This is a genomic window from Streptomyces sp. AM 2-1-1 (assembly GCF_029167645.1).
Taxonomy (GTDB): domain Bacteria; phylum Actinomycetota; class Actinomycetes; order Streptomycetales; family Streptomycetaceae; genus Streptomyces.
Genome location: NZ_CP119147.1, coordinates 141,177 through 167,313, shown reverse-complemented (window position 1 = coordinate 167,313; position 26,137 = coordinate 141,177). Strand labels below are relative to the sequence as shown.

The window sequence follows — 26,137 nt, the reverse complement described above, 5'->3', positions numbered from 1 at the left end:
CCCGCTACCCCGGCGGAAGACGATCAAGCGGTCGGCCGGGGCGGCGCGGGCCGGGCGAGCCCGACGCGGCTCAGGAGGCGCCCGGGGTCCGGACCACGATGTCCTCGGGCAGCAGCAGGCGCAGATCGTCGAGGCTCGGCGCGGCCAGCGGACTGAGCCGTCCGGCCTGCCGCGTGATCATGCCCTCCAGTACCTGACGGGCCAGGCGCGCGTTGCCGAAGCTCCGGTCGCGCGGCCGCGTGTCGAAGTACTCCCGCAGGAGCGCACCGGTGCCCGGCCCGCACTCGTACCCGCCGTCGGCCGCGTGCTGCCGGACGATGGTCACGAGCTCGTCGGAGGAGTAGTCCGCGAACTCCACCCGCCGGGAGAAGCGCGACGTCAGACCGGGGTTCGAGGCGAGGAACCCCTCCATCTCCCGCGTGTACCCGGCGACGATCACCGCGACCCGGTCCCGGTGGTCCTCCATCAGCTTGAGCAGGGTGTCCACCGCCTCCCGTCCGAAGTCGTTGCCGGACCCGGAGTCGGCGGGGGTCAGGGTGTACGCCTCGTCGATGAACAGCACCCCGCCCAGGGCCCGTTCGAAGACCTCACGGGTCAGCTGAGCGGTGTGGCCGACATAGCGGCCCACCAGTTCAGCCCGCGAGACCTCGACGAGCTGCCCGCGCGGCAGCACGCCGAGCGACACCAGCAGCTCCCCGTAGAGACGGGCCACCGTCGTCTTGCCCGTTCCCGGAGGGCCGGTGAACACCAGGTGGTGGCTGAGACGTGGCACCGGCAGGCCGGCCGCCTCGCGCCGGCGTGCCGTGGAGAGCAGGTTCACCATGTCGGTGACGTCCCGCTTCACCGCCGCCAGTCCCACCATGTCGCCCAGCCGGGTCAACGCGTCCCCCGGCGGCGGTGCGCCGTCACCGGCCCCGGACTCCACCACGTCGTCGCCGACGTCCTCGGGCATCAGCAGCGTCAGGTCCTCCGCGCCGACCGCCTGCTGCGAGGAGAGGCGCAGTGCCTGGCGGTCGATCATCTCCTCGAAGACCTGCCGCGCCGCCCGGCCGTTCCCGAACGAGCCGTCCCTCGGCATGCGCTCGAAGCGGACCGCGAGCGCCTTGCCGGTCTGCTCTCCCAGGGCGTACTGGTGCTGGACGCACATGCTCTCGATGATCGACACCAGCTCGGGCACGGTGTAGTTCTCGAACTCGACGGTCCGTGAGAAACGTGAGGCCAGACCCGGGTTGGAGCCGAGGAAGGCGTCCATCTCCTCGGAGTAACCGGCGGCGACCACCACCACGTCGTCCCGGTGGTCCTCCATGAGCTTGAGCAGGGTGTCCACCGCCTCCCGCCCGAAATCCACCCCGGAGCCACGGCTGTCGCCCGTCAGGGTGTACGCCTCGTCGACGAACAGCACCCCGCCCAGCGCCCGGTTGAACGTCTCGGTGGTCTTGATCGCCGTACCGCCGATCACCTGCGCCACCAGATCGGCCCGGGACACCTCCACCAGATGTCCGGAGCGCAGCACGCCCAGGTCGGCGAGGATCGTGCCGTACAGCCGCGCGACCGTCGTCTTGCCCGTGCCGGGAGGGCCGGCGAACACCAGGTGGCGGCTCATCGGCGGCGCCGACATACCCAACTGAGCCCTGCGCTGCGCGAGTTGCGTGAGGTTGATGAGGGTGTGCACCTGCTGCTTGACGTGTCGCAGGCCGATCAGCGCGTCCAGCGCCCGCAGCGGTCCGCTCTCGCCGGGGGTGTCCGCGCCCGCCGAGCCCGCCGGATCCGTGCCCTCGGCGTCCCCGAGTCCCCAGGCGTCGCGCTGGGCGTTGCCGGTGCTCGTGAGCCCTTCGACGGCGAGCCGGTCACCGGCCTTCGACTGCACCAGTCCGCCACCCCGGTTCTCCCGGACCACGCAGTCGACGAGGGAGACGGGCGCCACCGACTCGACCCGGACACCGTCCCTGGCGTTGCCGGAGAACTCGCAGGCGTTGAGCGACGCGCGTCCGCCCTCACGGACGACGAGTCCGTGCTCGACGGCCTCCGACACGCGGATCCGGGTCGCGGTCAGCTCACCTTCCGCGTCCACCGCCACCCCGTCGGCCGCGGGGGTGCGGATCTCGCAGTCCCGGACGGTCGCGCTGCCGCGCGGCCCCACGGTGAGCCCGGCCGCACCCGCCGAGGTGACGGTCCCGCCGCCGATGTAGACATTGCCGTCCGAGGCGACATGGATGCCGGAGCCGCCCGCGCGGTCCACCTCGCAGTTCTCCAGCCGCCCCCGGCCGTCCTCGTCCACCTCGATGCCGTGGCCACCCGAGCGGGCCACCCGGGCGCGGCGCAGCAGGGGATTGGCGCCCGAGCGGACGGAGACCCCCGCGCCCGCCGCGTCCAGCACCTCCAGCCGGTCGAGTTCCGCCGTCGACTCGTCCTCCAGCAGTACGCCCGTACCCTCGCAGTCGCGCACCGTCAGCGAGACCAGGGCGGGTGAGGCGGAGCCTGCCACCCGCAGGGCCGGAGCCTGCGCGGAGTCGAGCCAGCAGTCCTCGAAGGTCCCCCGGGAACGGTCCGTCACGAGGATGCCGTTGCCCCGCGTCCGCGCGGTCCGGCAGCGGCGCAGCAGCGGGTCCGTGCCGTGCGACAGCACGAAGCCCGGTCCGGTGGTGGCCGTCACCCGGACCTCTTCGAGCAGGGTGCGGGACTCGCTGGTGAGGTGGACGCCGATCGACGTGTCGTGCACCACCGTCCGCAGCACCTGCGTGGTCGCGCGCCCCTCCAGCGCGATCGACGGCTTGTCGGTCGAGGAGATGTCGCACTCCTCCACCGACCCCTGCGCCTCCCCGTTGGCCAGCACACCGTTGCCCCGCGCGTCGCGGACGGTGCAGCCACGCACGGTGACCCGCCCCCGCTCTCCGATCACGATGCCGGAGGTGCCGAGGTGCTCCACGGTGCACGACTCGACGGAGCTCTCCACGGACGAGGTCACCACGACACCGGCACCCTCCGGATTGGTGACCCGGCAGTCGCGCATGGCCACCGAGCCGGTGCCCCGCGCGAGGACCGCGGTCCACGCGGCGCCGGTCACGTCACAGCCGTCCATCGCCACCTGCCCCCGCACGGCGTCCACCGCCGGCAGTTCCTCGTCACGGGAGCGCAGCACGAGGTCGGTGAGCATCACGGCATCGGCCTTCAGCGTGATCGCGCTGCCCCGGCGCGGGCGTATCTCCACGGTCCCGCGCGCCTGTTCGGCCACGATCGTCACCCGGGTGGTGACCGTCAGACTCTCCTCGTACGTCCCGGGCCGGACACTGACGACAGCGCCGCTGCGGGCCCCCGCCAGCGCCTCCGCGATGGTCCTGAAACCCTCGGAGCCGTCGGGGCAGACCGTCAGTACCTGGCGTGACACGCGTGATCCTCCTCGGTTCGGCAGCTCCGCGGCACCCTGCACGCGCGCTGCCGGCACGGGCTCGCGGGGCCCGGGTCCGGGCGCCGCAGGCCGTGCCGTCGTCACCTCACCAGGCGAACAGCGGCGCGGCGGCGTACCGGGGGTGTCCGCCGGGTGAACTCTTGGGCAGGAATGCCGGGCGGGGGCGCGGACGGCGGGAGCCGCTCCGGCCCGGATGCTCAGGAGAGGTCCTCGGGAGTCAGATCCGGGCGCAGCCGGTGCCAGGACGGGTGCCGCAGCAGCCCGGCCCGGGTCCGGCTGGCATAGGCGACCTCGCCGACCAGGCGGGGCAGGACCCACCGCGCGCCCGGGACCGCCACCGGCGGGGTGAAGGGGCAGTCGGCGCTCGCCGCGGCGCGCAGGAGGCCGGCGAGCGCACGCCGCTCCGCGTCGCTCCACCCGGTGCCGACGTTCCCGATGTGCCGGAGCCTCCCGGCCTGCCGCTCACCGAGCAGGAGGGCGCCCGGCAGATCGCCCAGGCGGCCGCGGCCGGGGAGCCAGCCGCCGACGACGACGTCGGCGGTGCGCAGGTGGCGGATCTTGACCCACGCCCGCGAACGGACCCCCGGCTCGTAGCCGGAGTCCAGCCGCTTGGCGATCAGCCCTTCCAGCCCGGCGCCCCGGGTCGCCTCCAGGGCCCGCTCCCCGTGCCCCGCGATGAAGGCCGGCGTCGACCAGTGCGTCCCGGTCAGGCCGAGCGACGCGAGGGCGGCGCGGCGCTCGGTGTACGGCGACGACGTCAACGGACCGCCGCCGAGGAACAACGCGTCGAAGACGACCAGATGGGCGGGGACGGTACGGGCCATCCTGGCCGCCTTCGCGGGAGCGCCCGCCAGGCCCATGCGGGACTGGAGCCGTTCGAAGTCGCTGCGCCCCGCGTCGTCGAACGCCACGATCTCCCCGTCCAGGACGGCGGCCGTGCCGCCCAGCGCCGCGCCGAGCGGCGCGAGGTCCGGGTATGCGGCGGTGATGTCGGCGCCGGACCGCGAGCGCAGCAGCACCGTCCCGTCACCGGGCAGGTAGACCACCGTGCGCTGCCCGTCGTACTTCACCTCGTAGGCCCACCGCTCGTCCGCCGCCGCGGACGGCAGCCGGCCGGGAGTGGCGAGCATCGGGGCGATCCGGGGGAGATCCACGGGTGCGGCGCCTCAGGACGCGCTGCGCTTGCGGGCGGGTGCCTTGCGGGCGGGGGCCTTCCTCGCGGCAGCCCTCTTGTCGGCGGTGGCCTTCTCTCCGGTGTCCTTCTCCGCCGCGACGCCGCGACCGGAAGCCGTCTTCTTCCGGGTGCTGCGGCCTTTGGCGGGCATCTCGTGGACCGTGGCGTCGCCCCCTCCCTCGCCGCGGCGTCCGCCACCCTCTCCCCGGCCCTCCCGCGCGGCCTCGACCGAGGCGTTGAGGGCCGCCATCAGGTCCACGACCTTGCCGGGCTCCCGCTCGCCCTCCTCGGCGGGCGTGGCCGGCTCCCGGCCCTCTGCCTTGGCGGTGATCAGCTCCTCCAGGGCCTCGCGGTACTCGTCCCGGAATCCGTCGATGCCGTCGAGGGCCATCGTCTCGGTGAGTTCCACGGCCCGGTCGATCTCGCCCTCGTCCAGCTCGACGTGCTGCGGCGCGAGCTCCTGGGGGCTGCGGATCTCGTCGGGCCACCGCATCGAGTGCAGGACGATCGCGCCTTCCCGCACCCGCAGCAGCCCCAGGCGCTCTCGGTTGTGCCAGGCGAACTTGGCGACGGCGGCCTTCTCGGAGCGCTCCAGGGCCTTCCGCAGCAAGGTGTACGGCTTGTTCGCCACCTCGCCGTCGGCCGTCAGGAAGTACGAGTCGCCGATGCGGACCGGATCGATGGTGTCCGCGTCGACGAACGCGACGATCTCGATCGCCTTGGCGGTCGGGAGCGGCATCCGGCCCAGCTCCTCGTCGGTGACGGGCACGGTGTGGTCCTTGGCGACCTCGTACCCCTTCGCGATCTCGTCCGGTGGGACTTCCTCGCCGTCCACCTCGCACACCTTGCGGGTGCGGACGCGCCCCAGGTCCTCCAGGTGCACCTGCCGGAAGTGGATGCCGTGGTCCTCGGTCGCGGACACCACCTTGATCGGGATGGTCACCAGCCCGAAGCTGATGGCACCGGTCCACAGGGGTCGCGGCATCGACTACCTCCAGGCGCCCCGTCCCGGTCGCGGGCGGCGGGGCGGGAATCGGTCGGCGGACGGACGCCGGGAGCACGTCCCTCCCGGGCCCTCGGGCGTCCGCGCGGATCCGCGGACACGGCCCTCGGTCCGATCTTCGCGCGCGTGTCCCTCCCGCGCATCCGGGGTGCGCGGGAGGGGACGTGCGGTGACCTCTCAGCCCCGGTCGAAGCAGCGCCGCAGCTCGTCCAGGTCGTAGAAGTGGCTGCCCCGCGAGACCGGTCGGCAGGACGCCTTGAAGGAGGTCTCCTTCTCGTTGTAGAGCATCCGGACCAGGTAGCGCGTGCCGCGCACGGCCCCCTTCTTCCCGCTCTGCCGCGGCCCGGCGAACAGGTCCCACTGCACGTTGGCGGCCATCGGCGCGACCCGCGCACCGCGCCACGCGTTGTCCTTGTACGTGTACGGCTCGTCGAGTTCCGCGGGCTCCGTGCTGCCGGGCAGTCCCAGCAGGACGGCGAGCGGGATGATCTCCTCCGCGTGCGTGAAGCGGAGGGCGGCCCCCTTCGTGCTGGTACCGGCGGCCTTCGCCTCGACCTGGTCGAACAGGTCGTCGAGCAGCACGTCCGCCATGTCGTACGTGATCGTGCGTCCGCTGAACGAGGGGCCCTTCTCGTAGAACTCCTCGGCGTCGTCGAGGTACGAGAACCACTGCGCGTTCCGGGCGGGCACGAAGACGTCCAGGTCGACGCCGGGGGCCTCCACCCGCAGATCGGGAGCGGCGGCGTAGAGCTCGTACAGCGACCGCGCGAACGCGATTCTTTCCTCGGCGGTCATCGCGGCGACGTACCGGCCCGTGAAGAGGCGCGCTGCCACCTCCCGCGCGTTCCGCGCGGTGGCCGGCGCCCCGTCGATCCGCGCGAGCACGGCCGCCAGGTCGGTGTCGTTCTCCACGTACTCCCGGTACGCGGCGTTCTGCGGCTGCTTGTGGAAGTAGAGCAGGTCCTTGTCGGTGACCGGCGCCTGCACGAGCTCCGCCAGATCCGGCTCGCCGGCGGTGAGGCCGCCGGTGAACGCGTCGGCGCTGGCCGTCGCCCGGGCCACCCCGGAGGTCTTGACCTCGACGGGCTCCCGCCCGGCGACGATCCGGCGGAAGAGGGAGGGGAGCCGCTGCTCCATACGCCGCGCGGTCTGCCGCTGCTCCTGGACACCGCGGCCGGCCAGCTCCCCGTATCCGACCGAGGAGGCGGCCGCGAGCAGCGACTCGACCTGCGGGCCCAGCCGGGCGCCGAGGCGGGTCAGCGCCCCCTCGCTCTCCGCGTCCCGCACCACCGCGAGCACCGCGTCGCCGTCCTCGCTGTCGGACATGGCGCGGGACCCGTGACGGGAGACGCTCTCCGTGAAGACCGGGGTGAATGACGCCGGGACCGCCTCGTACGCACGCGGGTCCTGCTGCGGGGCGTACGTCGTCTTCGTCGTGTAGAAGTGCCGGCCGGAGCCGGCGGCCGGGGTGTGCGCCGAGGCGGCGGGGCCCGCGGTGGTGACGGCGGCGGCGGCCAGGGCCAGGGCGGCCAGGGAGGAGAGCGTGCGCTTCACAGGGGTCCTCGGGGTGCTTCGGAACTGCCGACCGGGCGGGTGCGACGCCCGAAAGGCTCACAGCGCCGGCCGAACATCCGCACGCCTTCTGCCGAGCACCGGGTGAGGGGCGGGTGAACACCCGGCGTCCGACCAGCCCCGCTCGCCCGCACGTCCCGTCAGGTTGGGTGCGCCGCCGCAGGCATCGGATCGACCTGGCTCCCCTTCGCCGGAAGCCAGCCGGTCCAGGGCCTCCCGGCGGCGGAGCCCGGCGAGCGCCGTCGCGACGCCGAACAGGGCCTGCGCCCACCCCTCCCTCTCGCCCGCCCCCCGGAAGAACTCCTCCGCGGGGCGGGCGTACGCCGCTGACTCCTCCGGCCTGCCCGGGGCGCCCACCGCGGCCGCCGCGCGGATCGCGGGCGGCGGTGGATCAGGCGGAGTGCAGGGCGGCCCTGAGGGTCCGGACGGCCTGCTCGATGGCGGCCCCGGCGGCGTGCGTCCCGCGCAGCGCGTCGAGCATCACGAAGTCGTGGATGATGCCCTGGTAGCGGACCGCGACGACGTCGACACCGGCCTCGCGCAGCTTGTTGGCGTAGGCCTCGCCCTCGTCGCGCAGCACGTCGGCCTCACCGGTGATCACCAGCGCGGGGGGCAGCCCGGTGAGCTGCTCGGTGGTGGCGCGCAGCGGCGAGGCGGTGATCTCCGCGCGCTGGGCCGGGTCGGTCGTGTACTGGTCCCAGAACCAGAACATGCCGTCCCGGCGCAGGAAGTAGCCCTCGGCGAACTGGTGGTACGAGGGGGTGTCGAAGGACGCGTCGGTGACGGGGTAGAACAGCACCTGCTGGACCAGCGGGACATCGCCCCGCTCCTTGGCCATCAGGGTGAGGGCGGCGGTCATGTTGCCGCCCACCGAGTCGCCGGCCACCGCGATGCGGCCGCCGTCCAGGCCCTTCCGGGCGCCCTCGGTGACCACCCAGCGGGCGACCGCGTAGTTCTGCTCGATGGCGACCGGGTATCGGTGCTCGGGGGAGAGGTCGTACTCCGGGAAGACGACGGCCGCGCCGGCGCCGGTGGCGAGTTCGCGGACGAGCCGGTCGTGGGTGTGCGCGTTGCCGAACACCCAGCCCGCGCCGTGGATGTAGAGGATGACGGGCAGCGTGCCGGTGGCTCCCGCTGGCTTGACGATGCGCGCCTTGACCGAACCGGTGGGACCGCCCTGGACGGTGATCCACTCCTCGGTGATCGAGGGCTTCTCGATCTCCCCCGACTGGACCTCGTCCACCGCCTTGCGGCCGTCGGCCGGCGCCAGCTGGAAGAGGTACGGCGGGTTTGCGGTCGCCTCGGCGAACGCGGCGGCGGCCGGCTCCAGCACGGGGGGAGTCGTCGGGGTGGCGGGGAAGTCGGACATGCGTGTCTCCTGTCGTCCGGGCCGCGGCCCGGGCCGGTCGGCCCGCGGCACCGGGGCCCGGTGGGCGGAACGGGGGTGGTGAGCACGAGACTAGGACGCGGGAGCCGGGGCGACTTGCCCGAGAACGACCGGAAACTGTCCTCTCCGTGCGCGGCAGCGTCGCGGGCCGCTTCGGCGCAGTGAGGACCCACCGGTGACCCCACCCGGGGCGTCCTTCCGCACGCGCCCCGCCCGGCGCCCCCGGTCAGCCCGGCGAACCGGGCGCCGCTCCCCGTCCCCCGGTCGTCTCCACCGTCGAGGTGATCCGGACGAGCGAGGGAGTACGGGGCGCCGAGCCGAACCCGAAGGTCACCGGCGGGTCCACGGGGGCGAGGCCGCCCAGATCGGCTCCGGCCAGAACGGCGCGCACCGACACCACACGGTGCTGGTCCCGGGCCCCGTACCACTCGCGCCGGCCGGGACCGGCGCTGCCGAGCGTACGGACACCGGGCAGCAGGCGGGCCGGCACGTCGCACACGGCGGCCCAGGTGTGGCTGCGGGCGAGGGGCGGGGGTACCGCGCGCAGCAGCGCTCCCAGCGCCGTCCGGCGCCCGGTGACGAGGTCCAGGGCGAGCGGTCCCGCCCGGACGCACCAACGGGCTCCGTCCCGCCACACGGCCACCGGCACCACCTCGACGCGGTCGAAGGCGTAGGTCCGCGCGACGAACCCGGCCACCTCCGGTGAAGGGGCCAGCAGCAGGCGCTCTCCGTCCGGGTGCTCGATCATGACGTCGCTGAACGGCCCGAACGGGGAGCGCGGCCAGTGCCCCAGCACCAGCCGCGTGCCCGAAGCGGTGCCCGCGGCCCCGATCCATCCGTCGAAGTACCAGCGCCGCCGTGTCATGGGGGACAGTCTGGCCCGGGCGCGCGGAGATCGCCCGCGACGCCGCCTACCAGGTCACCGCGAGGCGCACCGGACCGCGCGAGGTGGAGCCCAGGCGCCAGCGGACGGACGCGGGCGGATCCGTCAGCCGGAGCCCGGGGAACCGGGCCGCCAGACGGTGCAGCGCCAGCTGGAGTTCGGTCCGGGCCAGCCACGCGCCCAGGCAGTAGTGCGGTCCCGCCCCGAACGACAGGGTGGGCGTCTCCAGCGGTGCGAACAGGTCCGCGGACCACGGTTCCGAGAAGACCGCCGGGTCCCGGTTGGCCATCCCGCAGTCGGCGACCACCACCCCGCCGGCCGGGATGAACACGCCCCCCACCTCCGCGTCCTCGTGTGCGAGGCGGGTGGTGCCGCGGTCGTCGCCCAGCGGAATGCCGTGCAGCAGCCGGTCCGCCACTCGTCCCGCCGCCTCCTCGCCGGAGGTGGCCAGGAGCGGCCAGCTCTCCGGCCGCTCGCCGAGCAGGTAGAGCAGCGAGTTGCTCAGCATGGTCATCGTGCTGTCGTGGCCCCCGACCACCAGCCCGCAGACCAGACTCACCAGCTGCGCCTCGGGGATGCCGCCCTCCTCGTCCGCGGCGTGCACCAGCCCGCTCACCAGGTCGTCCCCGGGTTCCGCGCGCCGCCGGGCCAGCAGTTCGGCGCCGAATGCGGAGAACTCCGCCATGGCCGCCCCGACCTCCTCCTCGGGCCGGGAACCGTTGGAGAGCGCGTACTCGCTCCAGTGGCGCATCCGGTCCCGCGCGGAGGCGTCGAGCCCCATCAGCCGGCTGACCACGGCCACCGGCAGGGGCAGCGCGAACCCGGCGACGATGTCCACGGGGGTCTCCCGGGAGGACAGCCCGTCGAGAAGCTGCTCGACGATCGCCGCGATCCAGGGCTGCCAGCGGGCCACCGCCCGCGGGGTGAAGGCACGGTGCATGGTGCGGCGCAACCGCAGATGCTCGGGTCCGTCCTGATTGAAGAGCAGGTCCGGGTCGTTCACGAGGACGGGCACGTCCGGCAGGGACGGCCCGTCCGGCGCGTACAGCCCGGCCCGTCCGAACCGGGCGTCCCCGAGCACCTGCCGTACGTCCGCGTACCGGCTCACCAGCCAGGCCGGCGACCCGTCGGGCAGCTCGACACGCTCGGGCGGACCCGGCGTCCCGAAGTCGAGGCGGTGGAGCGGGGGGAGCGCCTCTTCACGGCCAACGCTGTCTCGGAGTGCGGCGGACACGGAACCTCCTGGCTGTCGCGGTGACGCGGACGGATCACGGACGGGGCGCGCATCACGACGAGGGGCGCCGGCCCCGGACGGGGCGCGAGACCCCGGGGGCGTCACAGCTCCACCAGCACCTTGCCCAGGTGGGAGGCCCGGTCGTGGTAGAGGCTCCGGTAGGCGGCCGGGATGCTGTCGAAGCCCTGGTGGAAGGTGTGGTCGCAGACGATCTCGCCCCGCCGGATCCGGCTGCCCAGCTCCGTGTGGAGGGCCTGCCAGTTCTCGTCGGTGAACCACTCCAGGGAGAAGATCCCGCGCACCGTCGTACGCGGGTACATGATGTACGGCAGCAGCCGCGGCCCCACCGCGTCCCGGTCCACCTGGGTCGCCCACTGCCAGCACACCGCCACCCGGCTGCCGACGTTGAGCAGGGAGAACACCGCGTCGGTGACCGCGCCGCCCAGGTTGTCGAAGTAGCGGTCCACGCCGTCGGGCGCCGCCCACGCGAGCGCGTCGCGCACGTCCTGGGCGCCGTCGCCCTGGCGGTAGAGCACGACGGCGTCGAACCCCAGGCGCGTCAGGTACTCCGCCTTCCGGGCGCTCGACGTCGTGCCGACCACCCGCGCTCCGGCCAGCCGTGCCATCTGCCCCACCAGCGTGCCCACCGCCCCCGACGCGCCGCTGATCACCAGGGTGTCGCCCGGCCCGGCGGTCAGGAAGGTGGTGAGCGTCCCCCAGGCGGTCATGCCGGGGCCACCCATCGCGCTGAGCGCCGTCGCGAGCGGGAGCGCTTCGTCGAACCGGCCCGGATCGAGGCGGCGGTAGGCGGGGAAGACCATCGGGAAGGTGCCGGTCTGCCACAGCGACTCCCTGCCGGTGCTGACGAGGTGGGAGCGCCAGCCGCCGAAGCCCTGCACCAGGTCGCCCGGCCGGTGGGCGGCGAGCGGACCGGCCTCCAGCACCTCCATGACGGAGTCGGCGCCCATGTGTCCGCCGAGCGGGGTGTCCAGCGCGATGCCCTGGAGGTAGGGGTCGACCGACACGTAGAGCGTGCGGAGGAGCATCTCGTCCGGCGCCAGATCCACCTCGACGTCCTCGACCACCTTCTCGTAGATCCGGTCCACGTCCGGGACCCCCTCCACGTGCTCCCGCACGACCCACTTCTTGATCTTCACTGGTGCTCCTTCTCCGCGCCGGTGGACGTAAGGCTCGCCGTGGTGGTGGGGTACTGGGGGCGCCTCACCACCGGGATGACGCGGTGGGTCGGGGGCGGGCCGCTCTCGTCGACCGACGCGGTGAAGGCCCGGCCGTCGTCGCGGCAGACGAACTGCACGACGTGCCGGCCGGCCGCGGCGGCGCGGATCAGCCCGCCGGTCGTCGCCCAGACACCCGAGAGGTAGAAGTTCTCCAGGCCCGGCAGTCCGGGGCCGTGCTTCTTGACGAGCTCCTCCAGCGTCTCGCCGCTCTCCACGAACGGCTGCCACCCCAGCACGGTCCCGTCGTGGTTGCCGGTGTACCGGACCTGGGTGAGCGGGCTCGACACGTCACGTACCGCGACGGCGTCCCCGATCCCCGGGTAGCGCTCCTCCAGGAACCGCACGAGCGCCGTGCGCGCCCGCCGTTTCGCCGCGTAGTAGCCGCGCCCGTGCCGTACGGGCAGGGTGTGGAGCTCCTGACCGCCGCGGGTACGGGTGAGCCGCTCGGGTCCTTCGTCCAGGGCCCGCCAGGGGGCGATGTCGCAGAAGTACGTGGCGTAGACGACGGAGGTCCCGCTCGGTGACAGCTCCGGGTAGTGGCGGCTGCGGAACTGGACGTTGATGCTCGGGTGGCGGATGCCGGTCAGCTCGGCGGCCTGCGCCTCGTCCAGCAGGTAGGTGGTGCACGGATCACCCTCGGGAAAAGGGCGCTTGAGCCCGAGGAAGAGGGTGAAGTAGCCCGGGAAGACCATGCCCGGCTCGTGCAGGGTCCGTGTGTAGAGCCGGCGGTAGGCCTCGTTCAGATACCGCCCCTTCAGCAGCTTCGTCATCGTGGTGGGCCCGTCGCAGGCGGAGACGACGATGTCCGCGCGCAACCGGCGGCCGTCGCTGAGGCGCACCCCGACCGCGCGGTCGTCCTCGACCAGGATCTCCTCCACCCTGGTGTTGTAGGTGACCTTGCCGCCGAGCCGGCGGTAACGCCGCTCGATCGACTCCGCGAGGCCGAGCGACCCGCCCTCGGGCACCCCGGCCGACAGGTTGGCGTGCGAGGCGAGCTGGAAGTGGGTCGGCAGCACCGGGAACCCGGGATGCCTCTCGTAGAGGACGAAGTTGAACGCCTGGCGCAGCAGCGGGTCCTCGAACCGCGCCGAGTAGTCCGACATCAGCACCGAGATCGACTTGCGGACGGCGTTGAAGTACGGCACGAACGACGCGAGCATCCGCCAGCGCTCGACCCGGCCCATCAGCCCGACCGGCTTGAGGAAGGGGTAGACCGCCAGGGCCTTCCGGAAGGCGCGCAGTTGGCGGCAGAAGTCCTTGATCCGCCTGGCGTCGGCGGGGGACAGGGCGGTCAGGTGCTCCTGCAGCCGGTCCGGGTCGGAGTAGAAGTAGACCGCCCGCCCGTCCTGGCCGCGCACGATGTTGAACACGTCGAAGTGGCGCACCTCCTTGCCCTGCAACGCGCCGAGTTCCAGCCAGATCTGGTGCATCTCGTTGCCCGGCCCGCTGCCCAGCATCCAGCTGACACAGGCGTCCAGGGTGAAGTCCCCGCGCTCCCAGGCGGTGCAGCAGCCGCCGGGGATCTCGTGCATCTCCAGCACCTCGGTGCGGTAGCCGTTCATCTGCGCGTAGCACCCGGTGGAGAGACCACCGAGCCCCGCACCGATGATGATCATGGTCTCCCTGCCGCGCGGTGAACGCGCCACGGGCCTGCTCCCCTCGGTCGTCACGCGCCGGTGCCCTCCTTGGCGGTCCACCGGTCCAGCTGCGGCAGCCGCCCCAGCTTGCCGGTGTGCCAGGGGCCGGAGGGCGTGCTCTCCCAGGCCCGGAACCCGATGCCCAGCTCCTCGCAGAGGTACTGCACGGCGAACCGGCCCGTCGACGCGGCGCGGATCAGGCCGCCCATCCCGACCCACTGGCCGGCCATCGAGAAGCCGCTCAGCCCCGGCAGCCGCATCCGGTCCTTGCCGACCAGGCGGGACGCCACGTCGTCGGCGTCCGAGAACGCCTTCCAGGCCAGGATCGACCCGTTGTGGTTGCCGGTGTAGCGACGGGTCGTCGCCGGTGACGCCACGTCCACCAGCTCGATCCGCTCGGCCGTGCCCGGCCACCGCCGCGCCAGGAACTCCCGCACGAAGTCGGCGACCTGCTGCTTCTGAGCCCGGTACGCTGTGCGGTCACTGCGCCGCAGCGTCTGCCAGGAGGTGTAGTCACTGAAGTAGGTGCAGTGGACGACCGACTTGCCCGGCGGGGCGAAGCCGTCGGAGTAGCGGGACCGCAGCTGCACCACCAGGCTGTCCTGCAGCGCGCCCGGCAACCGGGCCGCGTCGCGCGCGTCCAGCAGGTACGTGGTGCTGTGGGCGTCCTCCGCCGGGAGCGGGCCGCGGACGCCGACGAAGGCCGAGACCACCGCGGGGAAGAGGGTGCCCGGCTTCTCCAGCAGGTCGTCGTAGAGCCGGTCGATCCTCGGGCTGGTCCACCGTCCGCCCAGCAGTTCCCTGATGGTGGTGCGGCCGTCGCAGGCGGAGACGACGTGGTCGGCGAAGTACTTCCTGCCGTTGCGGAGTTCGACCCCGATCGCCCGGCCGTTCTCCACCAGCACCTTCTCGGTGCGGGCCCGGTAGGTGATGCTCCCGCCGAGCCCGGTGTACCGCTCCTCCACCGACCGGGCGAGCCCGAGCGAACCCCCCTGGGGGAAGCCCGCGTTGCCATGGTGGGCGGCGGCCATGTTGAAGAGGTACGGCAGCAGGGGGAAGCCCTCCGGGTCCTGGAAGAAGATGTTCCGGAACGCCCGGCGCAGCAGTGGGTCCTCGAACCGGTCGGCGAAGGTGTGCATGGGGGTCGCGGCGGTCCGCCAGAAGAGGCGGAACGCCGGCAGCACCGTGCGCAGTGTCGCCGCCCGCTCCCGTACGGTCCGCAGCGCGGGCGCGGTCAGGAACGGATAGAGCTCGATCCGGGTGAACCGCCGCAGGTCGCGGCAGAACGAGCGGATCAGCCGGGCGTCCGCCGGGGAGAGACGGGTCAGGTGCTCCTCCAGCCGCGCCGGGTCGTTGAAGAAGGTCACCGACCGTCCGCTCTCGTCGACCACCTTGTTGAACAGCTCGAAGTTGGTGACCGACTTGCCGTCCAGCGCGCCCAGTTCACGCCAGATCCGGTTCGCGTCGTTGCCCTCGGCGGTACCGATGAGCCACTCGATGCAGTAGTCGAAGAGGTAACCGTCCCGCGACCAGGCCGTGCAGCAGCCGCCGGGCAGCACGTGCTTCTCGAAGATCCTGGTCCGCATCCCGCTCATCTGCGCGTACACCCCGGTGGAGAGCCCCGCCATGCCCGCGCCGACGATGATGACGCGGGGCTCGCTCCCGGGTGTGCGCTCGCGTCGGCCCCAGTCGGAGCCGGCCTCATCCCGCATGCTCGGCGCCTCCCGTCAGCAGGGCGCGCACCAGTGCGGCGTTACGGGGCAGATGCCGGGGATCGAGCATGTCGGCGTGGGTCCCGGACCCCTTCAGGACCCGTGTCCCGGCGGTGGAACCGCCGTGCCACGCACCCGGAGAGCCGACCGCGTGGAGGGCGGCCTTCTCCTCGTCCGTCACCACGCCCACCGGGGCCGCCACCGTCCCCGTGTTGGGCGTCCTGCCGCAGAACTCCAGGTACTCCGCCGCGTGTTCGAGCACCGTCCGGGTGACGATCTCCGACCCGGTGTGCAGGTGGATGTGGCGGCCCAGCTCCGCCTCGAAGGTCCTGATCCCCTCCTCTCCCGGCTCGTACGTCTCCGTGATGCGATGGGAGTCGAGCACCACCACGTGCCCCACCTCGCGGCCCCGCGACTCCAGCTCCTTGGCCACCTCGAAGGCGAGGTTGCCTCCGAGGGAGTACCCGAGCAGCAGGTGAGGGCCCTCCGCGTCCACCGACTCCACCAGGTCCGCGTACCGGACGACCTTGGCGTCACCCGGCAGGTAGTTGAACGCGACGGTCCGGTACGGCGCGAGCCGCTCCGCGAGGCCGCGGTAGACCAGACCGTGGCCGCCCGCCGGCGGAAAGCAGAAGACGGGCCGGCCCGGGCCGGGGTTGAAGGTCAGATAGGGCAGCTCCTCCGCGGACGTGCTGTGGACGAGGTCCTGCACCGTCGCCGCCATTCCGTGCAACGTCGTGACCTGGTACAGCCGGCTGACCGGGATGCTGACGCCGAACTCCGTCCGCAGACGGTGGAGGAGTTCGATCAGCTTGATGCTGCTCCCGCCGGACTCGAAGAAGTCGTCCCCGAGCCCTGCCCGCTCCGTCCCGAGCAGGGCCTCCCAGTGCCGGGCCATGCTCACCTCGTACAGCGTGACCGGCGCCTCGTGCGCCTGCCGGCGGTCCTCGCCGCGCGGCACCGGCAGGGCCTTGACGTCCACCTTCCCGTGCGGGGTGAGCGGCAGCGCGTCGAGCTCCGTGATGTACGAGGGCACCATGTACGACGGCAGGGCTCCCGCCAGGTGGCGGCGGAGCGCACGCCGGTCGAGCACCGCCCCCGGCTCCGCCACGCAGTAGGCGCAGAGCGTGGCGTCCCCGGCGGCGTCCGGGCGTACGGCCACCACGGCCCGGGCGAGACCCGGCCAGCCGGCGAGGTGTGCCTCGATCTCCCCGATCTCGATCCGGTGGCCCCGCAGCTTGACCTGGTGGTCGCCACGACCGAGCAGGTGCACCCGGCCCTCGGTGTCCCAGCGGGCCAGGTCCCCGGTCCGGTACAGCCGCTCCGGCGGGGCGCCGGGCTCACGGCTCAGGGTCTGGGTGACGAAGCGCGCGGCCGTCTGCGCCGGGTCGCCGGCGTACCCCGTCGCCACGCCCTCGCCCCCGATCCAGAGTTCGCCCGGCACACCCGGCGGTACCGGTTCGCCCTGCGCGTCCAGGACGTGGAGGGTGCTGTTCGGCAGCGGACGCCCGATCGGCACCATCTGACCCGGCTCCAGACCGTCGGCGGGTCCCTCGAAGAAGGCGCTGTCGATGGTGGCCTCGGTGAGGCCGTAGGAGTTGATGACCCGGGTCCCCGGCCCGCACAGGTCACGGAGCCGGGTGTACTCCGCGACCTTCCACGCGTCCGAGCCGACCACCAGGAGCCGCAGGAAGTCGAGCCGCTCCCCCTCCCGCGCGCAGTGGTCCATCAGGCCCCGCACGACGGCGGGAACGAACTCCGCGCAGTCCACCCGCTCCGCCCGCATGGTGCGGTGGAGCCGGGGCGTGTCGAAGATCAGATCCCGGTCGGCCAGCACCAGCGTGCCCCCCGAGCACAGGGCGCGCACCAGGTCACCGGTGAACACGTCGAACGAGGGCTCCGCCATCTGGAGATGCACGCACGACCCGTCGAGCCGGTACTCCTGGAGCCACGCGGCGCACGCCGAGGCGAGGTTGCGGTGGCTGACCCGGACCGCCTTGGGACGACCGGTCGAGCCCGAGGTGTTGATCACGTAGGCCGCGGCGTCCGGGTCGGCCGTCCCCGGCGGGGCAGGCCCGTCGGTCTCCGTCCCCAGCAGAGCCTCCAGTATCGTCACGGGGACGGACAGACCCGCCGCCCACGGGGCACGCGCCTCCCCGACGACGACCAGCACGGCCCCGGCGTGGTGCAGAACGTGCCCGGCACGGTCAGCCGGCTGGTCCGGGTGGAGCGGGAGGTACGCGCCGCCCGCCTTCAGGACCGCGAGCAGGGTGACGATCAGCTCCGGCGACTTGTCCAGGCAGACCCCGACCACCGACCCCGCGCCGACCCCCAGGTCACGCAGGCGCCGCGCCCGGGCGACGGCCCGGCGCTCCAGCTCGCCGTAGGTCATCCGCACCGTCGCCCCCGACAGGGAGGGCATCGAGACGGCGACCGCGTCGGGCCGGGCGGCCGCCACCTCCTCGATCAGCCGGTGGACCGGAGTGGGTACCCGCCCGTCACCCTCCCGGAGCGCCCGGGCGCCGCTCCACTCGCCCACCAGCCGTTCGCGCTCCGGCGCGCCCAGCATCTCCAGCCGGGGCGTGGGGAGGTGGGCCTCCGCCCGGGTCATGCTGTCGAGCAGCCGCACGTAGTGGGAGGCCATGCGGCGCACGGTCGCCGGCCGGAAGAGGTCGGAGTTGTACTTCAGCACGCAGTGGAAGCGCCCTTCGGCCTCGTCCTCGTAGACCGACAGGGTCAGGTCGAACTGACCCTCCTCCTCCGGGAGTTCGATGTACTCCAGCCGGTAGCCGTACTGCTCGGTGGCCACCTTGTGGGTGAGCAGGATGAACATCGCCTGGAACACCGCCGAGCGGCTCGGATCGTGCTGGAGTCCCAGCTCCTCGACCAGCAGCACGAACGGGTACTCCTGGTTGTCCAGGCCGTTCAGGACGGTCGCGCGGACCTGCTCCAGCAGTTCGGCGACGGTGGGCGCCCCCGAGAGGTCCGCGTGCAGGGGGAGCGGATTGACGAAGTAGCCGTAGACCGGGGCGAACTCCTGCTGGGTGCGGCCGGTCACCGGACTGCCGACGACGATGTGGTCCTGCCCGGAGTAGCGGTGCAGCAGGAGGTAGTAGGCGCCCAGCAGCACCATGAACGGCGTCACCCGGTGCTGCTGCGCCAGGGCGTGCACCCGGGCGGTGAGCCCTTCGTCCAGGACGAAGAACTCCGAAGCGCCGTTGTGCGTCTGTACGGCCGGACGCGCTCCGTCCACGGGAAGGTCCAGCAGCGGCACCTCGGCGGGCAGGTGGGACCGCCAGTACTCCAGCATCCCGCCCGCCTCCCGGCTCGCCAGGAAGCGGTTCTGCTGGTTGAGGAAGTCGAGGTACCTCGCGCCCACCGGCGGCAGTGCCGGCTCCCGGCCCTGCTTCAGGGCCTCGTAGACGGCGAGGAGTTCCTCGATGAAGGTGAAGGTCGAGATGGCGTCCGAGACGATGTGGTGGACCGCCTTCATGATCACCCAGCGCCCCGGCTCGCGCTTGAACAGGCGGAACCGCACCAGCGGGTCGCGTTCGAGGTCGTACGGCTTGCGGTACTCGCGGATGATCGTCCGCCGGATCTCCTCCCAGTCCTGCCCCTGCACGTCGAAGAGGGCGAGATCGGGTTCCGCCCCGGCCGTCGTCCGCTGCACCGGCAGTCCCTCTTCCAGATGGAAGTTGGTTCGCAGCGCCGGATGCCGGGCGATGAGCCTGCGTACCGCCTCGAACATCACGTCGGGTTCGAGTGCGGCGCGAACCTCCACCGCACCGCCGATGTTGTACGCGTAGCCGTCCGGGTTGAGCTGCTTGAGGAACCAGAGCGCCTTCTGGTTCTGGGTCAGCGGATGAGAGTGCTCGTCGGTGAAGACCTCGACGGCCGCCGAGGGGTCACCCTCCCCGGCCGCGTCCGCCGCCACCCGCTCCAGGAGCCCTTCACAGAGCTGGTCGGCCAGTTGGCCGACGGGTGTACCGCTCAGCAGGGCGACCACCGGCAGGGCGACGCCCAGGTCGGCTTGCACCCGGGCGCGGAGCTCCATCGCGAGCAGCGAGTCGAGCCCGAGACCGCCGAGTCCGGCCGACGGGTCGATCTCCTCCGCCGCCGTCCGCAGCACGGTGGCGGTGAGCGAGGTGAACCGCTCGGCCACCAGGGAGCGGCGCTCCGCCCCACCGGCGCGCCGGAAGGTCTCGAGGAAGCCGTCACCCTCCTCGGGCGCGTGGTCGCGGGCGGTCGCGGCGAGCTCGGAGACCAGCGGGGGAGGCGAGTCGTACCAGGCCAGGAAGGTCGGCCAGGCGACGACCGTCGCCACCAGCAACTGCGCCCGGTCCTGACCGACCACCCGTTCCAGGACACTCATCCCGGCGTCCGGGGACAACGAACTCATGCCCCGGCTGTGCAGGTAGTGGTCGACCAGACCGAGTTCCTCGATCATGCCCGTCGCCCACGGACCCCAGTCCAGACTCAGGGCGGGCAGCCCCTGCGCCCGCCGCCGGTGCGCCAGCGCGTCCAGGAAGGCGTTGCCGGCGGCGTAGTTGGTCTGGCCGGCGGTCGTCAGCAGTGAGGCGATCGAGGCGAAGAGCACGAAATGGTCGAGCGGCTCGTCGCGCAGGTGCCGGTCGAGCAGGTACGCGCCCATCACCTTCGGCTCCAGCACCGCGTCGAAGGTGGGCCGGTCCATGTCGGCGACGAGGGTGTCCCGCACCTGCCCCGCCAGATGGAAGACACCGCGCACCGGGGCGCCGCCCCGGCGCCGGTACGCGTCGAGCCAGCCGGTGAGCGCGTCCTCGTCGGTCACGTCCACGGGCGCCAGCACCGTCTGCGCACCCAGCGCCTCCAGTTCGCGCAGCAGCGCCACGGCCCTGCCCCCGGCGGTCGTGGCGTCGGCCGCCGCCCACTCCTGACGCGGCGGGACGGGCGTGCGGCCCATCAGGATCAGCCGGCGGGCGCCGCGCCGCACGAGCGTCCGGCAGAGGAGGCGGCCCAGCGCCCCGAACGCCCCGGTCACGAGATAGCTCCCGTCCGCGCGCAGCCGTAGCGGCAGCGGCCTGGTCAGCCCTTCCGCCGGGCGGAGCCGACTGGTGGCGCGGCGGTCGCCCCGCAGGCCGATCTCCTCCTCGTCGTCGGTCAGGAACTCGCGCAGCAGGGCTTCGGCGTCGGCCCGCAGACCTGCCTCGCCGGGTTCCCGCGCCGGATCCAGATCGACCAGTTTGCCGCGGTGTCCGACCAGTTCCTGGTGGCGCAGCACCCGGGTGACACCCCAGGCCGGAGCCGCGAGCGGCTCGACGGACTCACCCGGCGACACGGGCTGCGCGCCCCGGGTGACCACGTGGAGCCGCCCACCGGTGCGCCGGGCGGCGAGGATCCGGGCGAGGGCCACGAGGGAGTAGGCGCCGTTCCCCACCGCCCGCGCCAGATTTTTGCGCTCGCAGGCCGGGAGAGCCGGCAGGTCGAGGTTCCACAGGTGCACGATCGTGCCGCCGAAGGGCGTGCCCTCCCGGTCGAGTTCCGCGAACACCCGTTCCAACTGCTCGGCGGAGTCCGGAGCCGAGCTGAACTCCCCGTCCCGCGGCAGCCGTCCCCGCGGAGCGCCGGTCCGTACGACCCGGCAGCGCTCGCCCCGTGCCGTCACCAGATCGGCGAAGGCGTCCCCGAGCCCGCCGCCGTCCGCGAGGACCAGCCAGTCCTGCCCGTCCGAACCCCCCTGCTCCGTGGCGTCCCCGGGGACCTCGCTCCACGGCCGGTCGATCCACGCGGGTTCGGCGAGCCAGGAGTCGATGGTGCTCACGGAGACGGCGGCCGAGGCCTTCTCCACGTCGGCCGCACGGAACCCGCGCACCCCGCCGAGCGCCGTTCCGTCTTCCGCGTACAACGCCAGGTCGCCGACGAGTTCGTTCCCGTCGTCACGGGTCACGGTGGCGTGCACCCAGAGCGGCCCGTCGCCGACGGGGGAGATGCTCATCTCGTCGATCGAGAGCGGCAACCGGATGCCCGTCCCCGGCGCGGACGCCTCACCGGCCACGACGCCCGGCGTCAGCAGGCTCTGGAAGCAGGCGTCCAGCAGGACCGGGTGGATGTGGTGGCGCGAGGCGTCCGCGCCGATCACCGCCGGCGGGCGGATGCGCGCCAGCACCTCGCCGGTGCCGATCCAGACCTCCTCGACGGCCCGGAAAGCGGGGCCGTAGTGGTATCCCAGAGCGGCGAGTCCCGCGTAGCACTCCTCGGCGCCGAGCCGGTGCTCGCTCCGTCCCTTGACCAGGCCGGTGTCGAGCGCGGGTCCCGCCGAGCGCCGCTGCGTGGAGCGGACCACCCCGCTCGCGTGCACGGTGCGCTCCGCGTCGCCTCCGGCGGTCGCGGAGGCGATCGTGAAGTCCCCGTCCTCCAGGGACAGTGAGAGTTCGACGGTGGTTGCCTCCTCGTCGGAGAGGAAGAGCGCCTTGCGCAGCCGGACGTCGGCGAGCACCACGTGGCTGCCCCCGGTGAGGGCACGCACCGCCTGCGTCGCCATCTCCAGGTAGCCGGCGGCCGGGAAGACCACCGTGTCCTGGATGCGGTGGTCGGCGAGGTACGGCAGGGTCTCGATGTCGAGCCGGGCGCGCCAGGTGGGTTCGGTGTGCCCGGTACGCCGTCCCAGTAACGGGTGGTCGAGCAGACCGAGCCGCACCTGGGCGACGGAGGCCGGCTCCGTCCAGTGGCGGTCGCGCCGCCACGGGTAGCGGGGGAGCGGGACCGTCTCGCCCGCCGGGTGGAGCACGTCCCACGCGACGGGGACACCGGCGTTGTGCAGGGTGGCGAGGGAGAGGGCGAAGCGCGCGTCCTCGTCCTCCCCGCGGCGTACCGAGGGCACGCAGACGCCGGTGAGGCCGCGGGCCTCCAGGTTCTCGCGGATCGCGTGCCCGAGCACCGGGTGCGGGCCGACCTCCAGGAAGAGGCGGTATCCGTCGTCGGCGAGCCGGTCGACGGCGCTGCGGAAACGCACCCGGTCACGGACGTTCTTCCACCAGTACCCCGCATCGAGAGTGACACCGTCGGCGATGCCGTCCACACCCGTGAGGTACAGCGGAAGGCGTGCCGGCCGGGGCGCGAGGTCCGCCAGCGAGGTCAGCAGTCCGTCCTTGATCCGGTCCATCGCGGCGCTGTGGTAGGGGACTTCGACGGCCAGGAACTTGACGAAAACCTGCTCGGCCCGGAGCGAGTCCGCCAGTTCGCCCAGCGCCGCCTCCTCCCCGGCCAGCGTCACCGAGGCGGGGCTGTTGACCGCGGCCACCGAGATCCGCGACCCGAAGGGCCGCAGCCGCTCCTCCGCCTCGGCCTCCGGCAGACCGACGGCGAGCATGGTGCCCGCGCCCGCCAGCGTGTGCTGGAGGCGGCTGCGGTGCACGGCGACGGCCACCGCGTCCTTCAGGGAGTAGACGCCCGCCTCGTAGAACGCCGCGATCTCTCCGGTGCTGTGCCCCACGACCGCGTCCGGACGCACCCCGTACGAGCGCCACAGGGCCGCCAGTGCGATCTGCACCGCGAAGTTGGCCGGCTGGGCGAGCCAGGTCTCCGCCATCCTCGACCGGTCCTGGTCGGCCGTCATCTCGTCGAGGAGGGACCACCCCGCGATCCCGCGGATCTCGCGGTCGCAGGCGGCGACCGTCTCCCGGAACACCGGCTCGCTCTCCAGCAGTCCGCGGCCCATGCCCCACCACTGGGGGCCCATACCCGTGAACACCTGCACCAGGCGCCGGTCCTGGGGGTCGAGCTGCTTCGACCGGACCACCCGGGGATGCGGTTCGCCCCGCAGGTACGCGGCCAGGGCCTCGTCCAGGGACTCCCGGGAGGAGTGGACGACGGACAGCCGGTTCTCCAGATGCTGGCGGCGGTGCGCCAGGGTGTGGCCGAGGCCGGAGAGCGGGACGGCCGCGCCCCGCTCGCCGGCGAGTTCGCCCCGGATGCCCCGCGCCAGATCCGCGAGGGCGTCCGGGTGACGCGCGGTCAGCGGAAGGACGGTCCAGGGGCGCTCCGGCGCGGAGGGCGCCGGGTCGGCGGGGGCACGCTCGGGTGCCTCCTCCAGGACGAGATGCGCGTTGGTGCCGCCGAAGCCGAAGGAGTTCACCCCCGCCCGCGCAGGCCCCTCGTGTGCGGGCCACGGGGTGACCCGGTCGGGAATCTCGTACGGCGAGGAGTCCCGGTCGATGGCGGGGTTGACGCGTTCGAGATTGATGTGCGGGGGGATGGTGCGGTGCTTCAGCGCCAGGGCCGTCTTGATCAGCCCGGCGATCCCGGCGGCCGACTCGGTGTGCCCGATGTTCGCCTTCACGGAACCTACGTAGCAGGGGGCGCCCGGGGCGCGCCCGATGGCGAGCGCCCGGGAGAGGGCGTTGGCCTCGATGGGGTCGCCGACCGGCGTGGAGGTGCCGTGCGCCTCCATGTACTGCAGGTCGCCGGGGGTGATGCCGGCCTCGGCGCAGACCTGCCGCACCAGGGAGACCTGGGCCTGGCCGTTCGGGACGGTTATGCCGTTGGTCCGGCCGTCCTGGTTGACCCCGCTGCCCAGGATCACCGCGTGGACCGGGTCCCCGTCTCGTACCGCGTCCTCCAGCCGCTTCAGCGCGACCAGGCCGACGCCCTCGGACCGTACGTAGCCGTCCGCCGAGGCGTCGAACGTACGGGAACGCCCTTCGGGGGACAGGAACCCGCCCTTGGTCTCCGCAACGGTGTACTGCGGCGCCATGTGGAGCAGTACCCCGCCGGCGAGCGCCAGATCGCTCTCCCGGCGCTTCAGACTCTGGCAGGCCAGGTGTACGGCGACCAGGGAGGAACTGCACGCCGTGTCGATGGAGAGGCTGGGCCCCCGGAAGTCGAAGGAGTGCGAGATCCGGTTGGACACCATCGTCATCATGGTCCCGGTCGCGGTGTGGGCCGCGAGCGTCTCGAAGCTCAGGTCGGAGAACTGGAGGATCTTGTAGTCGAGCGTGAACGCGCCGACGTACACGGCCGTGTTGCTGCCCGCCAGATCGGCCGGCCGCTGGCCGCCGTCCTCCAGCGCCTCCCAGGCCACTTCGAGGAGTTTGCGCTGCTGGGGATCCATGTGGTCGGCCTCGCGACGGCTGATGCCGAAGAAGGCCGGTTCGAACTCGTCGAAGCCGTCGATGTATCCGCCCCGGCCACCCACCAGCCGCCCGGGTTTGTCCCGGCGGCCGCTGCGATGGGTGGTGACGTCGTAGCGGTCCGGCGGCGTGGGGGTGACGCAGTCCTTGCCGTCCAGCAGGTTCTGCCAGAAGGCGCGGGGGTCCGAAGCTCCGCCGGGCAAGCGGCAGCCGATGCCGATGATCGCGATTCTGCCCGTCGAAACGTCGTGGGTGGCGTCAGCCACGTTCGCACACTCCTCATCAAGTGGTCGCGCTGCCACAGGCGGCGCCCAAGTCAGCGGTGCGGGGCCCGGGAACGGGCCCGGTCAGGCGATGCCGTCCCCGGCCCGCTTCGCGCGGCGCCACGGACGGAGGAGACTGGCGAGGATCTCGCCGGTCCCGGGGAACGACGAGGGATCGCTGAGACCGACGGCGGCCGGCTCACGCCCGGGCCGCCAGGTGAAACTGCCGAAGAGGTGGTCCCAGCACGACAGGTCGGAGCCGTAGTGGCCCGCCTCGGAGAGATCGGTGCTGTGGTGCAGACGGTGCTGTTCCGGACTGGCGAAGAGGTGGTTGAGCCGGCCGATCCGCACGTCGACGTTGGCGTGGACGAAATAGCCCTGCATGGTGACGAAGAACCCCGCGGCGAGCACGGACTTCTGGGAGAACCCCGCGAGCGCCAGGGTGAGTTGCACGACGCCCTGGGCGAGGGTGATGTCGAGGACGTGGTTCACGCCGTTGTTGGCGACGTTGACCTTGCGCGGGACGTGGTGGACGCCGTGCAGGCGCCACAGCACGGGATTGGTGTGCCCCAGACGGTGCACCAGGTAGCCGGCGAGCGATCCGCTCAGCAGCGCGGCCGGGATCTCGGCCCCCAGGGGAAGCGCGGGATCGTCGGGGGACACCTTCCCCACCGCGGTCGTGACGAGGAACTGCGCCAGCACGCTCCCGGCCATGGTCAACGCGAAGTAGACGCCGTACCAGCGCCATTCCGCCCTGTCCGGATGCCAGTCACGCCGGTGCGGAATGAGCCTTTCGAGAACGGAGAGGTAGAGCACGGTGCCGGCGAGGAAGAGTGAGCTCACCCATTCCGGATTCCAGTCCAGCACGAGCGTCGCCGACGCGACCAGCAGGGTGGCCGTCAGGAGGGCGGGATAGGCGAGGACGCCGAGAACGCGTCGTCCGAGAGGGAGAAAGGAATGGGGCGGAGATATCTTCGCCGAGTCCCCGGCGGGGTCGAGATGCCTTTCGTTTTCATCCACCGGGCATACCTCCGTAGGAACGCGGAACTGAGGGCCGTCCCGCGACCGGGGGCGGGTCGGTGCACGCTTCGGACGGGCGCGGAGCGCAGGGCGAAGGCGTCCGCGCACCGGCGTACGCGTGGTGACGCCGCTGCGGGCGCCGCGTGGGTCGGCGCGCATGCGTGGGGCGGGGCGGTTCGGCCGTTCGCCCCCGTGGCCTGCGCCGTTGCAGGGCAAGGGGTCGACGGACGCGTGCGGAGGTCTCAGGGGCGTACGGGAGAGGGTGAGCTGTTCCGTGGGGTGGCGCCCGTGCGAAAGTCGGCGGAAGAGGCCGTAGGAGCGAATTACGGTGCAGCCGCCGGGCCGGCGTGGCCGCCCCGTTCTCTCCGCCCTCTGCGGGTTCGGTTGATTCTTTTCCGATTTCGTGGAATTCAATCCCCGACCGACGATGTGCCGCACCGGTTTCCTGAGTGTGCTGTAGTCGGTCCCGGAATCATTGAACCGCCCTCCGCGTCCGCACGG

12 protein-coding genes are annotated in these 26,137 nt (G+C 72.7%); all 12 read right to left on the bottom strand.

Annotation, left to right across the window (positions count from 1 at the left end):
- Window positions 1-70: 70 nt before the first annotated feature.
- The 12 genes from PZB77_RS00730 to PZB77_RS00675 all read right to left on the bottom strand — a co-directional run bounded on the left by PZB77_RS00730 (window position 71) and on the right by PZB77_RS00675 (window position 25,588).
- Window positions 71-3,385 (bottom strand): right-handed parallel beta-helix repeat-containing protein, encoded by a 3,315-nt coding sequence (locus tag PZB77_RS00730; protein WP_275490544.1) that lies wholly within the window; start codon window positions 3,383-3,385, stop codon window positions 71-73.
- A gap of 218 nt (window positions 3,386-3,603) precedes the next feature.
- A complete protein-coding gene (gene ligD, locus PZB77_RS00725) occupies window positions 3,604-4,560 on the bottom strand; it encodes a non-homologous end-joining DNA ligase (protein ID WP_275490543.1) in 957 nt (318 codons plus the stop codon).
- A 12-nt stretch (window positions 4,561-4,572) separates the two neighbouring features.
- Complete coding sequence (locus PZB77_RS00720) at window positions 4,573-5,565, bottom strand: Ku protein (protein ID WP_275490542.1); 993 nt, start codon at window positions 5,563-5,565, stop codon at window positions 4,573-4,575.
- A 195-nt stretch (window positions 5,566-5,760) separates the two neighbouring features.
- The gene (locus tag PZB77_RS00715; protein ID WP_275490541.1) at window positions 5,761-7,137 is read right to left on the bottom strand and encodes a histidine-type phosphatase; all 1,377 of its coding nucleotides are present in this window, start codon (window positions 7,135-7,137) and stop codon (window positions 5,761-5,763) included.
- A gap of 409 nt (window positions 7,138-7,546) precedes the next feature.
- The gene (locus PZB77_RS00710; RefSeq protein WP_275490540.1) at window positions 7,547-8,524 is read right to left on the bottom strand and encodes an alpha/beta hydrolase; all 978 of its coding nucleotides are present in this window, start codon (window positions 8,522-8,524) and stop codon (window positions 7,547-7,549) included.
- A gap of 244 nt (window positions 8,525-8,768) precedes the next feature.
- Window positions 8,769-9,407, bottom strand: a complete 639-nt coding sequence (locus PZB77_RS00705; protein ID WP_275490539.1) for a hypothetical protein — start codon at window positions 9,405-9,407, stop codon at window positions 8,769-8,771.
- Window positions 9,408-9,453: 46 nt separating this feature from the next.
- On the bottom strand, window positions 9,454-10,659 hold the full coding sequence (locus PZB77_RS00700) for a cytochrome P450 (RefSeq protein WP_275490538.1): 1,206 nt from the start codon (window positions 10,657-10,659) through the stop codon (window positions 9,454-9,456).
- Between the two features lie 101 nt (window positions 10,660-10,760).
- Window positions 10,761-11,816, bottom strand: a complete 1,056-nt coding sequence (locus tag PZB77_RS00695) for an NADP-dependent oxidoreductase (RefSeq protein WP_275490537.1) — start codon at window positions 11,814-11,816, stop codon at window positions 10,761-10,763.
- Entirely contained in the window at window positions 11,813-13,513 is a 1,701-nt protein-coding gene (locus PZB77_RS00690) for an NAD(P)/FAD-dependent oxidoreductase (RefSeq protein WP_275495867.1), read from the bottom strand. Before PZB77_RS00690 ends, PZB77_RS00695 begins: the two co-directional genes overlap by 4 nt.
- Window positions 13,514-13,563: 50 nt before the next feature.
- Entirely contained in the window at window positions 13,564-15,246 is a 1,683-nt protein-coding gene (locus PZB77_RS00685; protein ID WP_275490536.1) for an NAD(P)/FAD-dependent oxidoreductase, read from the bottom strand.
- A complete protein-coding gene (locus PZB77_RS00680) occupies window positions 15,236-24,619 on the bottom strand; it encodes a non-ribosomal peptide synthetase/type I polyketide synthase (RefSeq protein ID WP_275490535.1) in 9,384 nt (3,127 codons plus the stop codon). Before PZB77_RS00680 ends, PZB77_RS00685 begins: the two co-directional genes overlap by 11 nt.
- Window positions 24,620-24,700: 81 nt before the next feature.
- Window positions 24,701-25,588 (bottom strand): sterol desaturase family protein, encoded by an 888-nt coding sequence (locus PZB77_RS00675; protein ID WP_275495866.1) that lies wholly within the window; start codon window positions 25,586-25,588, stop codon window positions 24,701-24,703.
- Between the last annotated feature and the right edge of the window lie 549 nt (window positions 25,589-26,137).